This is a genomic window from Achromobacter sp. RT286_PF (assembly GCF_059760425.1).
Window position 1 is genome coordinate 58,583 of the sequence record NZ_JCBAMR010000008.1, and the last position, 12,229, is coordinate 70,811.

Sequence of the window (12,229 nt, forward strand, 5' to 3'; positions counted from 1 at the left end):
AGGTCAGGTATGCGCCGCGGAATTAGCGTGGCGCGCTGCTGGCGGCGCTATGTCCGCCTGCGGAAAGGCGTGTGCGGTAAAGCGTGTGCGGTGATGCGTGTGCGGTGAAGGAAGCGGGGCGGATAAAACCGCAGTCCTGCGCCGGCAAAGGCCGAGTCGGTTATCGGGAAGTTCCTGATTGCCGGGGATGGTTCACACTTTAAGGGAGTTCGAAATCGGGATAAAGCAGGCACGCGCGGAAAGATTGTTCGCACCGATCAACTAATACCAGCGCTAATACCAGCGCAGCCCCGGGCCGGACGGGACGCTTGGGATGATCAGCGCGAGTAGGGCGATCGGGAGGCGGCGCGTAAGGGGGGATGAATCAGGCAGGCTGAGGGGAGAGGCTGAAGGGAGAGGCTGAAGGGAGAGGCTGAAGGGAGAGGCTGAAGGGAGAGGCCGATGGGGACAGGCCGATGGGGACAGGCCGGCCGGGACAGGCCGATTGGGGGACGCCGATCGGGCCAGGCCGATTGGGACAGGCCGATCGAGTGAGGCCGGTCGAGTGAGGCCGGTCGAGTGAGGCCGGTCGAGTGAGGCCGGTCGTGAAAGGCGGCGGACCCTGGGTCCGCCACCAGCCCGCTTCAGCGCACGTCGCTGGGCAGCAACGGTTGGATGGCGGCCCAGAGCTCTTCCGGGGTATTGGCGCAGGTTTCGGCCTGCCAGCTGATGATGTCGTCGTCTTCGCCCACGTACCCGTACGCGGCTGCCACGGCGGGCATGCCCGCGGCGTGCGCCGCCTGAATATCGCGAAGGTCGTCGCCCACGTAGACGCAGCGGTCCGTGGCAAACCCGGCTTCACGAGCCGCATGTTGCAGGGGCAGCGGGTGCGGCTTGGCGTGGGCGGTGGTGTCGCCGCAGACCAGCACGGCGCTGTCGCGGGTCAGATCCAGGAACTCGACGATGGGCAGCGTCAGATACGTCACTTTATTGGTGACGATGCCCCACGACAGGCCGCGTTCGCGAATATTCGCCAGCAATTGCTCGATGCCGGGAAACAGCTTGCTGTGCACCGTGGAGCTGGCCGCGTAGTCTTCCAGGAACTGGAGGCGGGTCGGCTCGTAATCCGGATCGCCGGGCGCCAGGTCCAGCGCCACCCGAAGCAGGCCACGCGCGCCTTGCGACGCTACCGGACGCAAGGCTTCATACGGCATGGGCTCCAGGCCGCGACGCGTGCGCTGCTGGTTGGCGGCGGCGGCCAGATCGGGGGCGGTGTCGGCCAGGGTGCCGTCGAAATCAAACAGGATCAGGGCGCTCATTTGCGGGTAGCCATCAGGTAGTTGACCGAGGTGTCGGACGACAGCGAGTAGATCTGTGTAATCGGGTTGTATTCCATGCCCCGCATGCTGACCGGCTCAAGCTGGGCAGCGCGGGCGGCGGCGGACAGTTCGCTGGGCTTGATGAACTGGTCGTAGCTGTGCGTGCCGCGCGGCAGCAGTCGCAGAACATATTCGGCGCCAATGATAGCGAAGAGGAAGGCCTTGGCGTTGCGATTCAGTGTCGAAAAGAACACCCAGCCACCCGGTTTGACCAGCGTTGAGCAGGCGCGCACGATGGACGCCGGGTCCGGCACGTGTTCCAGCATTTCCATGCAGGTGACCACGTCGTACTGGCCGGGCTGTTCGACAGCCAACTCTTCAACCGGCACGTTGCGGTATTCCACCTTTACGCCCGATTCCAATCCGTGCAAGCGAGCCACTTTAAGGGACTTGTCCGCCAGGTCGATACCCGTGACTTCCGCGCCGCCGCGCGCCATGGCTTCAGCCAGGATGCCTCCGCCGCAACCGACGTCCAGCACTTTCTTGCCCGCCAGGTTGCCCGCACATTCCTGAATCCATTCCAGCCGTAGCGGGTTGATGGCATGCAGCGGCTTGAACTCGCTTTCGGGATCCCACCAGCGGCTGGCCAGGGCGCTGAACTTGTCCAGTTCGGCTTGGTCGGCGTTGACGGCAGGGCGGTCGGAGTCGTGAATTTGCGTGGTCATGGGAAGGTCCAGCGAAAGGCGACGCTATATATATAGAGGGGCGGCTGACGCCCAAGGGCGAGGCAAGCCGCAGGCCATGGCACCAAGCCGGTGCATGACGGGCGAAAAAAAGGGCCTCGCTATGCGAGGCCCCTTATTGTAGCTAGTCCGGCAATTACTTGCGGCTACCCACGATTTCGATTTCAACGCGACGGTTTTGGGCGCGGCCCTCTTTCGTCTTGTTGGAAGCGATCGGGTTCGACTCGCCCTTACCTTCCGTGTAGATACGGTTGGGGTCGATACCCTTGCTGACCAGGTAGGTCTTGACCGAAGCGGCGCGGCGCTCGGACAGCTTCTGGTTGTAGGCGTCAGTACCGATCGAATCGGTGTGGCCAACAGCAATGATGGTTTCCAGCTCGATACCGCGAGCTTGCTGGGCGACTTGATCCAGCAGCTGACGACCTTCGGGCTTCAGGGTCGACTTGTCGAAGTCGAAGAACGTGTCAGCATTGAACACGACCTTTGCCGCCATCGGGGCCGGCTTCGCCTTCTGTTGTGCAACCGGGACACCGTCGCAACCGGGGATACCGGTGGCAGGGGTCCAGAAAGCATCGCGCCAGCACAGTTCGTTCGTACCGTTTTTCCAAACGTTACCGAACGGGTTGCGCCAGTTGTCCACGGTTTGCGCGGAAGCTACACCAGAGGCCGTGACGGCGGCGAAGGCGAGCGCCAGAGCGAATTTGGAGGGTTTGTTCATGTTTCTCCTCGTTGAGCTTGAAGCTGGATAAGTGACTCGCAGCGAACCCCCGCCGCATATCAGGAAAACGGGGCCAGTATAGCAACGCCAAGAGCTGGTTCAAAGGATTAGCTACTGGGTTTCCTGCGTGCTGGAAACAATCTTAAGGCATTTGGGCACCTTTGGCTTCCCTGGAGAGGCGCATTAATGCTGGATACGGCGTTTTCGGCGCTCGTTCGGTTTTCCATGTTGGTTTTTGACAACAGGGGCGGAGGGCGTGGCCCGGCGGTCCAAGGACCTGTCCGACCGGCCACCCGGGCCGACGCCTTGCGGCACACCGCAAGCAAGCCGGGCAAACGGGAACGAAATCGAATGATAGAATTTCCTGTTTACCCGGCCCGGGTTCCTCCTTACACGATTCTGTCGTTATATATATGGATTCCTTTGCCAAGGAGACGCTTCCGGTTTCGCTGGAAGAAGAGATGCGCCGCAGTTACCTCGATTACGCAATGAGCGTGATCGTTGGGCGGGCGCTACCGGATGTGCGGGATGGGCTCAAGCCCGTCCACCGGCGCGTGCTCTACGCGATGCATGAGCTGAACAACGATTGGAACCGCGCTTACAAGAAGTCGGCGCGTATCGTCGGGGATGTAATCGGTAAATACCACCCCCACGGTGACCAATCCGTGTACGACACCATCGTCCGCATGGCGCAGGATTTCTCCATGCGCTACATGCTTGTGGACGGCCAAGGTAACTTCGGCTCCATCGACGGCGATAACGCCGCGGCGATGCGGTACACCGAAATCCGCCTGGCGAAGATCGCCCACGAGCTGCTGGCCGACATCGACCAGGAGACGGTGGACTTCGGCCCCAACTATGACGGCAGCGAACAAGAACCGCTGCTGTTGCCTTCGCGCCTGCCCAACCTGCTGGTGAACGGCAGCTCTGGCATTGCCGTGGGCATGGCCACCAATATCCCGCCGCACAACTTGCAGGAAGTGGTCGACGGCTGCCTGTACTGCCTGCGCAATCCGGCCTGCACGGTCGATGAACTCATCGAGATCATCCCGGCGCCGGACTTCCCCACGGGCGGCATCATTTACGGCATGTCCGGCGTGCGCGAGGGTTATCGCACGGGTCGCGGTCGCGTCATCATGCGCGCCAAGACGCACTTCGAAGACATGGAAAAGGGCAACCGCCAAGCCATCGTCATCGACGCCATCCCCTACCAGGTCAACAAGAAGACGCTGCAGGAACGTATCGCCGAACTCGTCAACGACAAGAAGATCGAAGGCATCTCCGATATTCGCGACGAGTCCGACAAGGACGGCATGCGCCTGGTCATCGAGCTCAAGCGCGGTGAAGTGCCCGAGGTTGTGCTGAACAACCTGTACAAGAATACGCAGTTGCAAGACACCTTCGGGATGAACCTGGTGGCACTGGTCGATGGCCAGCCGCGCCTGCTCAACCTGAAGCAAATGATCGACTACTTCCTGCAGCATCGCCGCGAAGTGGTCACGCGCCGCACGGTGTTCCAGTTGCGCAAGGCTCGCGAACGCGGCCACGTGCTGGAAGGCCTGGCCGTTGCGCTGGCAAACATCGACGACTTCATCACGATCATCAAGGCCGCGCCGACGCCTCCCGTCGCGCGCCAGGAATTGATGGCCAAATCGTGGGATTCGTCGCTGGTTCGCGACATGCTCTCGCGCGCCGATGGCGACACGCCGGGAGGCCGCGCGGCCTTCCGTCCGGATGACCTGGGCGACGAGTTCGGTCTTCAAGGCGACGGCCTGTACCGTTTGAGCGACACGCAGGCTCAGGAAATCCTGAACATGCGCCTGCAACGCCTGACCGGGCTTGAGCAGGACAAGATCGTTGGCGAATACAAGGACATCATGTCCACCATCGCCGACCTGCTCGACATCTTGGCACGCCCCGAGCGCATCACGACCATCATCAGCGACGAGCTTCAGGCCATCAAGGCCGAATTCTCGACGAACACGAAGGATTCGCGCCGTTCGGAAATCGAACTGAATGCGACCGAGCTCGACACCGAAGACCTGATCACGCCGACCGACATGGTCGTGACCCTGTCGCACGGTGGCTACATCAAGAGCCAGCCGCTGTCCGAATACCGTTCGCAAAAGCGCGGTGGACGCGGCAAGCAAGCCACGGCGATGAAGGAAAACGACTGGATCGACCAGCTGTTCATCGCGAACACGCACGATTACCTCCTGTGCTTCTCGAACCGCGGCCGTGTGTACTGGCTGAAGGTCTGGGAAGTGCCGCAAGGCACGCGCAACTCGCGCGGCAAGCCGATCGTCAACATGTTCCCGCTGGCTGATGGCGAGAAGGTCACGGTGGTGCTGCCGGTCAAGGAATTCAGCGAAGATCACTACGTCTTCATGGCGACCTCGCGCGGTACGGTCAAGAAGACCCCGCTGTCCGACTTCTCCAACCCGCGCAAGGCCGGCATCATTGCCGTGGACCTTGACGACGGCGACTACCTCATCGGCGCCGACCTCACGGACGGCAAGCACGACGTCATGCTGTTCTCGGATTCGGGCAAGGCCGTGCGCTTTGACGAAAACGACGTCCGTCCGATGGGCCGCAACGCCCGCGGCGTGCGCGGCATGATGCTGGAAGAAACGCAGACCGTCATCGCGCTGCTGGTGGCCGGCGACGAAACGCAGACCGTGTTGACCGCAACCGAAAACGGTTACGGCAAGCGCACCCCGATCGGCGAATACACGCGCCACGGCCGTGGCACCAAGGGCATGATCGCCATCCAGACCACCTCGCGTAACGGCAAGGTGGTGGGCGCGGTGCTGGTCAACCCGACCGACGAAATCATGTTGATCACCACCGGCGGCGTGCTGGTGCGTACCCGTGTCGCGGAAATCCGCGAAATGGGTCGCGCCACGCAGGGCGTTACGTTGATCAACGTTGACGACGGCAGCACGCTGTCCGGCGTGCGTCGTGTTGTGGAAAGCGACGCGGACGACGACGGCGAACTGGACGACGACGTTCAGGCCGAAGACGGTCAGACGGAAGGCGGCGACGATAGCAACGGCGCAGCGGACTCGACGGATTCGACGGAACCTACGGAGCAATAATGGCCCGCCCCTGGAACTTCTCGGCAGGCCCCTCGGCCTTGCCCGAGGTGGTATTGCAGCAAGCAGCAGCTGAGATGCTGGATTGGCATGGCAGTGGCATGTCGGTGATGGAAATGTCCCATCGCGGCAAGCACTTCGTGCAGATCTGCGACGAAGCTGAATCCGATTTGCGCGATCTGCTGGGCTTGCCCGCTGATTACGCGGTCATGTTCATGCAAGGCGGGGGTTCCGGGGAGAACGCCATCGTCCCCATGAATCTCATGGGGCGCCGGGGCACGCCGGCCGCCGACTTCGTCGTGACGGGCCATTGGTCCAAGCGTTCGTACAAGGAAGCGGCTCGCTACGGCAGCACCCACGTGGCGGCCAGCAGCGAGCAAGCCATCCAGCTGGATGGCCGCGAGCAGGCGCCGTTGACCTGGGTGCCGCCGGTCGACACCTGGAACGTGCGCCAGGAATCGGCCTACCTGCATCTTTGCAGCAACGAAACGATTGGCGGCGTCGAGTTCATGGACTGGCCCGACACCGCCGCGCTGGGCGCGCCCGATGTGCCGCTGGTGGTGGATGCGTCGTCGCATTTCCTGTCCCGGCCCATGGACGTCACGCGCTGCGGCATGGTGTATGCCGGCGCGCAGAAAAACGCAGGCCCGGCAGGCGTGACCATGGTCATCGCCCGCCGCGACCTGATCGGCCACGCCTTGCCCATCTGCCCGTCGGCGTTCGACTACGCCAACGTGGCCGCCGAACATTCGCGCTACAACACACCGCCTACCTTCGCGATCTATGTCGCGGGCCTGGTGTTCAAGTGGGTCAAGGCCAACGGCGGCGTGGCGGGCATGGAAGCCGCGAACAAGGCCAAGGCCGATCTGCTGTACGGCTACCTGGACAGCAGTGGGTTCTACCGCAATCCCATTCACGCGCCCGTGCGTTCGCGCATGAACGTGCCGTTTGTGCTGCGCGACGAATCGCTCAACGACACCTTCCTGCAAGGCGCCGATGCGGCGGGGCTGACCCAACTGAAGGGTCACAAGAGCGTGGGCGGCATGCGCGCGTCCATCTACAACGCCGTACCTCTTGCGGGGGTTGAAGCGTTGGTCGAGTACCTGAAGGAATTCGAGCGCCGCTATGGATGAAGACCTGCAACGCAAGTTGCGCCCCTTGCGCGAACGCATCGATGCGCTGGACGCGCAGATCCTCGACCTGCTGTCGCAGCGCGCCCGCGCCGCACTGGAAGTCGGCGAAGCCAAGCACGCCGCACAAGCCGATGGCCCGGTGCTGCGCCCCGAGCGCGAGGCCGAAGTCATCCGCCGCTTGCAGCAGATCAACCCCGGCCCGTTTCCGAATGCGGGCGTGGCGTCGGTCTGGACCGAAATCATCTCGGCCTGCCGAGGCCTGGAACGTGGCATGACAGTTGCCTACCTGGGCCCGCAAGGTTCGTTTTCCGAGCAGGCGGCGCTGGAGCATTTTGGCCACGCCGTTCAGAAGCTGCCTTGCGCGTCGTTTGACGAGGTGTTCCGCGCCGTCGAGGGCGGGCAGGCCGATGTGGGCATGGTGCCGGTGGAAAACTCCACCGAAGGCGCCGTCAACCGCAGCCTGGATCTGCTGCTGAATACGCCGCTGACGATCCTGGGCGAGCGCTCGCTGGTGATCCGCCATTGCCTGATGTCGCAGTCGGGCACCATGGACGGCATCAAGACCATTTCCGCGCATCCGCAAGCGCTGGCGCAGTGCCAGGGTTGGCTGACACGCAACTATCCCGATGTGGAACGGGTTGCCGCGTCCAGCAACTCCGAAGCGGCGCGCGCCTCGGCGGGCGACCCGACCATCGCGGCGATTGCCGGTGAAGTGGCCGCGCCCGCCTGGAATCTTCAAGTCATCGCGGCCGGCATTCAGGACGATCCGCACAACCGCACCCGGTTCTTGGCTATCGGCAATATCCAGCCGCTGGTCAGCGGCAAGGACAAGACCAGCCTGATCCTGGCCGTGCCCAACCGCGCCGGCGCCGTCTACGAAATGCTGGCGCCCCTGGCGGACAACGGCGTGTCAATGACCCGCTTCGAGTCGCGCCCCGCGCGCACCGGCCAGTGGGAATATTATTTTTACGTAGACGTCCTGGGTCATCGTAATGATCCGAACGTTCAGCGCGCGCTTGCCACGTTGCAGGCGCAGGTTGCCTACCTGAAGGTGCTGGGTTCGTACCCGGCGCCGTGAGCCCACACCATGACCACCGCATCCAAGCCCCTCGTTGCCCCGGCGCACGTCAGCGCCATTGCGCCCTATCAGGCGGGCAAGCCCATTGAAGAACTGGCCCGTGAATTCGGGCTGGATCCGGCGGGCATCGTCAAGCTGGCCTCTAACGAAAACCCCTTGGGCATGCCCAAGTCGGCGCGCGCCGCGATGTTGGCCGCAGCCGAGTCCCTGGCGCGTTATCCGGACCCCAACGGCTTCGATCTGAAGGCCGCGCTGGCCGAACGCTATGGCGTGCCGATGAACTGGATCACGTTGGGCAACGGCTCGAACGACATCCTGGAAATCGCGGCATTGGCGCTGCTGGAGCCGGGCTCGTCGGCCGTCTACGCGCAACATTCGTTTGCGGTCTATCGGCTTGCCACGCAAGCGCGCGGTGCGCGCCACATCGTGGTGCCGGCAAAAGACTACGGTCATGACCTTGACGCCATGTTCGACGCCATTGCCGACGACACGCGCTTGCTGTTCATTGCCAACCCGAACAATCCCACCGGTACGTTCGTGCCTGGCGACAAGATTGCGTCTTTCCTGGAGCGCGTGCACGCTGCTCACGGCGATCGCGTCACCGTGGTGCTGGACGAGGCCTACAACGAATACCTGGATCCGGAATATCGCTTCGACAGCACCGCGCTGGCACGCCGTTTCCCGAACCTGATCATTTCTCGTACGTTCTCCAAGGCCTATGGGCTGGCGGGGTTGCGGGTGGGCTTTTCGGTGTCGCAACCGCCGTTGACCGACTTGCTTAATCGCGTGCGTCAGCCGTTCAACGTGAACACGTTGGCACAGGCAGCGGCGATCGCCGCCTTGGGCGATGCGGCCTACCTGGAAGAAGCCTACGCATCGAACAAGTCGGGCAAGGCGCAGCTTTGCACCGCCTTCGATCGGCTTGGGCTGCGCTATGTGCCCAGCTTCGGCAATTTCGTGCTGGTGCACGTGGGCGACGCGCCCCGCATCAATCTGGAATTGCTCAAGCGTGGCGTAATCGTTCGTCCCGTCGCGGGCGATGGCCTGCCGGAATGGTTGCGTGTGTCGATCGGGCTGCCTGAAGAGAACGCCCGCTTTATTGATGCCCTGACCGACATCCTGGCCACATGAACGACGCGTTACCTTCTTCCGATCAGGGGGCCGCTGGCCCCCTGATTCCTGTATTGGCCGTGGTGGGTGTGGGCTTGATCGGTGGTTCGTTTGCCGCCGCGCTGCGCCAGGCAGGGCAGGTGGGGCGCGTGCTGGGCGTGGGGCGTAACGCCGCATCGCTGGCGCGCGCTGTTGAGCTGGGACTGATCGACGAAGCGGTCAGCGCCGAAGATGCCGTCGCACGCGCGGATCTGGTTCTTCTATCCACACCGGTCGGTGGCCTGAAAAACGTGTTGTCGCGGATGCTTCCCCATCTGGGCGCCAACACCGTCGTCACCGATGCGGGCAGCACCAAGGCCGAAGTGGTCGATGCGGCGCGCCAAGCGTTGGGCGAGCAAATCGGGCGCTTCGTGCCGGGGCACCCGATTGCCGGCGCCGAGCGCACGGGCCCCGACGCCGCCGATGCCTCGCTGTATCGCGGCCGCACCGTCATCTTGACGCCGTTGCCGCAGAACAGCGCCGCGTCCATCGCGCTGGTGCGTCGTGCGTGGCAAGCCTGCGGCGCCTGCGTCATCGACATGGACGCCGACGCGCACGACCGCGTGCTTGCGTCGGTCAGCCACCTGCCGCATCTGCTGTCCGCCGTCTATATGGAGCAGGTGGCCACGGCCGCCGATGCCCGCACGCGCCTTGAACTGGCGGGTAGTGGGTTTCGCGATTTCACGCGCATCGCGGCGGGTTCGCCCGAGATGTGGCGCGATATCTTTTTATCCAATCGCGACGCGATGCTGGCCGAGCTTGCCGAGGTGCGCGCCGTGCTGGACCGAGCCGAACGCGCCATTGCCAATGGCGACGACGCGGCCTTGCTGGCTTTGCTGGACACTGCGGCCCAGGCGCGCCGCAAGTGGCAACAGGAGTAACTGACATGGGCGCTTTGCCTTATCTGGACCTGCCGCGCGTGCGGCAGGCGCACGGCGTAATGGCCTTGCCCGGTTCAAAAAGTATTTCCAACCGCGTGTTGCTGTTGTCGGCCATTGCCGAAGGCAGCACGCTGATCACCGGGCTGCTGGATTCCGATGACACGCGCGTCATGCTTGGCGCCTTGCGCCAATTGGGCGTGCAGGTGTCCGACCTGGATGCCGGTCGCGTCACGGTAGAGGGCGTGCGTCGTTTCCCGGTGGAAAGCGCGGATCTTTTCATGGGCAATGCGGGCACTGCGATCCGTCCGCTGACCGCCGCGTTGGCGCTGATGGGCGGTGACTACCGACTGTCGGGCGTGCCGCGCATGCATGAACGGCCCATTGGTGATCTGGCGGATGCCCTGAATGCGCTGGGCGCCCGCATCGATTATCTGGGCCAGCCCGGCTATCCGCCGCTGCATATCGGCCGCGGCCAGATCGCCGACGAGGCGGTTACGCGCGTGCAGGGCTCGGTTTCCAGTCAGTTCCTGACGGCCTTGTTGCTCGCCGCGCCGTTGCAGGCCGGCAGCAGTGGCAAGCCCGTGACCATCGAAGTGGTGGGCGAGCTGATCTCCAAGCCTTACATCGAAATCACGCTGAACCTGATGGCGCGGTTTGGCGTGCAGGTGCAGCGCGACGGCTGGAGCCGCTTCGTGATCGAAGGCGGGGCGGGCTACCGTAGCCCGGGCCAGATCGCGGTCGAAGGCGATGCCTCGACAGCGTCCTACTTTCTTGCGCTGGGCGCGATCGGCGGCGGCCCGTTGCGCGTGACCGGCGTGGGCGCGGACAGCATTCAGGGCGATGTCGCCTTCGCCGACACGCTGGCGCAAATGGGCGCCACGGTCACCTACGGGCCCGATTGGATCGAGGTTGCCGGCGTAAGCGTGGCGGACGGGGCGCGTCTGAAGGCCTTCGATACCGACTTCAACCTGATTCCGGACGCGGCCATGACGGCTGCGGCGCTGGCCTTGTATGCCGACGGCCCTTGCCGGCTGCGTAACATCGGCAGCTGGCGCGTCAAGGAAACGGACCGCATTCATGCGATGCAGACCGAGCTTGAAAAGCTGGGGGCAACGGTGGAATCCGGGCCCGACTGGCTACGGGTCATCCCGCCGGCCCAGGACGCCTGGCGCGACGCGCACATTGGCACGTGGGACGATCACCGCATGGCCATGTGCTTTTCATTGGCGGCTTTCGGGCCCGCCGCCGTTCGAATTTTGGACCCGGGTTGCGTCAGCAAGACGTTCCCGGGTTATTTTGATGTTTACGCAAGCCTCGTGTCGGCCTAGCGCACTTTCACCATGACTTCCTCTTCATTGACTGACTCTTTTGCCGCCGTCATCACGATCGATGGCCCCACCGCGTCCGGCAAGGGCACGGTGGCTCATCGCGTTGCCAAGGCGCTGGGATGGGCAGTGCTGGACAGTGGCGCGCTGTACCGCCTGACCGCCCTGGCAGCCTTGAACCAAGGCGTGTCCGTCGACGATGAGCCCGGTGTGGCGCGCGTGGCCGAAACGCTGGACGTCCGCTTTGACGGCCCGCACGTATACCTGGCCGGCGTCGATGTCGGGCACGACATCCGGCGCGAGGAAGTCGGTAATTTCGCTTCTCGTATCGCCGCGTTTCCGGGCGTGCGCCGGGCGCTGCTGGAGCGCCAGCGCGCGTTTCGGCGGCCTCCCGGGCTGGTCGCCGACGGCCGCGACATGGGCACCGTGGTCTTCCCGGACGCGTCGCTGAAGGTGTTCCTGGTTGCCGATGTGGTGGCCCGGGCCGAGAGGCGGCGTAAGCAGTTGATCGAAAAGGGAATTTCTGCTAATCTAGACGACCTTCTGCGAGACATGCGCGAGCGAGACGCCCGCGATACCGAACGCGCCACGGCGCCGCTGGCTCCCGCAGCAGACGCACACGTACTGGATTCCTCTGATTTGACGATTGCAGAAACGGTGCAGGCAATACTGGATTTTTGGCAGCAGGCCGGCAATAAGGCAGATAGCTGAGGCTACAAGCCCAGGCAAATAGCCGATTTGTCGGATTCTGCGCTGCAAAATCGCCCGGACGGTACAACGTATTACGAACGTACAACGTCCGGGCCTAG

The 12,229-nt window shown here is 63.6% G+C and carries 10 protein-coding genes; 7 read left to right on the top strand and 3 right to left on the bottom strand.

The genetic code is table 11. The annotated features are described in order from the left end of the window. Positions 1 to 623: 623 nt before the first annotated feature. The 3 genes from AC6LJY_RS09340 to ompA form a co-directional block, all read right to left on the bottom strand. Positions 624 to 1,298: an HAD-IA family hydrolase gene (locus AC6LJY_RS09340; protein WP_120154420.1), complete on the bottom strand. Its 675-nt coding sequence runs from the start codon at positions 1,296 to 1,298 to the stop codon at positions 624 to 626. Beyond that, positions 1,295 to 2,023 (bottom strand): bifunctional 2-polyprenyl-6-hydroxyphenol methylase/3-demethylubiquinol 3-O-methyltransferase UbiG, encoded by a 729-nt coding sequence (gene ubiG / locus AC6LJY_RS09345; RefSeq protein WP_046802720.1) that lies wholly within the window; start codon positions 2,021 to 2,023, stop codon positions 1,295 to 1,297. Before ubiG ends, AC6LJY_RS09340 begins: the two co-directional genes overlap by 4 nt. A gap of 154 nt (positions 2,024 to 2,177) precedes the next feature. Continuing rightward, positions 2,178 to 2,759, bottom strand: coding sequence for an outer membrane protein OmpA (gene ompA, locus AC6LJY_RS09350; protein WP_006225153.1), 582 nt, complete (start codon positions 2,757 to 2,759; stop codon positions 2,178 to 2,180). A 413-nt stretch (positions 2,760 to 3,172) separates the two neighbouring features. Here ompA and gyrA point away from each other — a divergent pair, with 413 nt between their 5' ends. Genes gyrA through cmk form a run of 7 tightly spaced genes read left to right on the top strand, consistent with a single transcriptional unit; the run spans position 3,173 to position 12,131 of the window. Further along, entirely contained in the window at positions 3,173 to 5,857 is a 2,685-nt protein-coding gene (gyrA, locus tag AC6LJY_RS09355; protein ID WP_046802721.1) for a DNA gyrase subunit A, read from the top strand. After that, on the top strand, positions 5,857 to 6,987 hold the full coding sequence (gene serC, locus AC6LJY_RS09360) for a 3-phosphoserine/phosphohydroxythreonine transaminase (protein WP_498135808.1): 1,131 nt from the start codon (positions 5,857 to 5,859) through the stop codon (positions 6,985 to 6,987). Before gyrA ends, serC begins: the two co-directional genes overlap by 1 nt. Further along, the gene (gene pheA, locus AC6LJY_RS09365) at positions 6,980 to 8,065 is read left to right on the top strand and encodes a prephenate dehydratase (protein WP_046802723.1); all 1,086 of its coding nucleotides are present in this window, start codon (positions 6,980 to 6,982) and stop codon (positions 8,063 to 8,065) included. Before serC ends, pheA begins: the two co-directional genes overlap by 8 nt. 9 nt (positions 8,066 to 8,074) lie before the next feature. Then, positions 8,075 to 9,196, top strand: a complete 1,122-nt coding sequence (gene hisC, locus AC6LJY_RS09370) for a histidinol-phosphate transaminase (RefSeq protein WP_046802724.1) — start codon at positions 8,075 to 8,077, stop codon at positions 9,194 to 9,196. Further along, the gene (locus AC6LJY_RS09375; RefSeq protein ID WP_498135809.1) at positions 9,193 to 10,095 is read left to right on the top strand and encodes a prephenate dehydrogenase; all 903 of its coding nucleotides are present in this window, start codon (positions 9,193 to 9,195) and stop codon (positions 10,093 to 10,095) included. The genes hisC and AC6LJY_RS09375 overlap by 4 nt, the downstream gene beginning before the upstream one ends. Positions 10,096 to 10,100: 5 nt before the next feature. Next, positions 10,101 to 11,423, top strand: coding sequence for a 3-phosphoshikimate 1-carboxyvinyltransferase (gene aroA / locus AC6LJY_RS09380; protein ID WP_046802726.1), 1,323 nt, complete (start codon positions 10,101 to 10,103; stop codon positions 11,421 to 11,423). A gap of 12 nt (positions 11,424 to 11,435) precedes the next feature. Further along, positions 11,436 to 12,131, top strand: coding sequence for a (d)CMP kinase (gene cmk / locus AC6LJY_RS09385; RefSeq protein ID WP_104143140.1), 696 nt, complete (start codon positions 11,436 to 11,438; stop codon positions 12,129 to 12,131). Positions 12,132 to 12,229 lie beyond the last annotated feature (98 nt).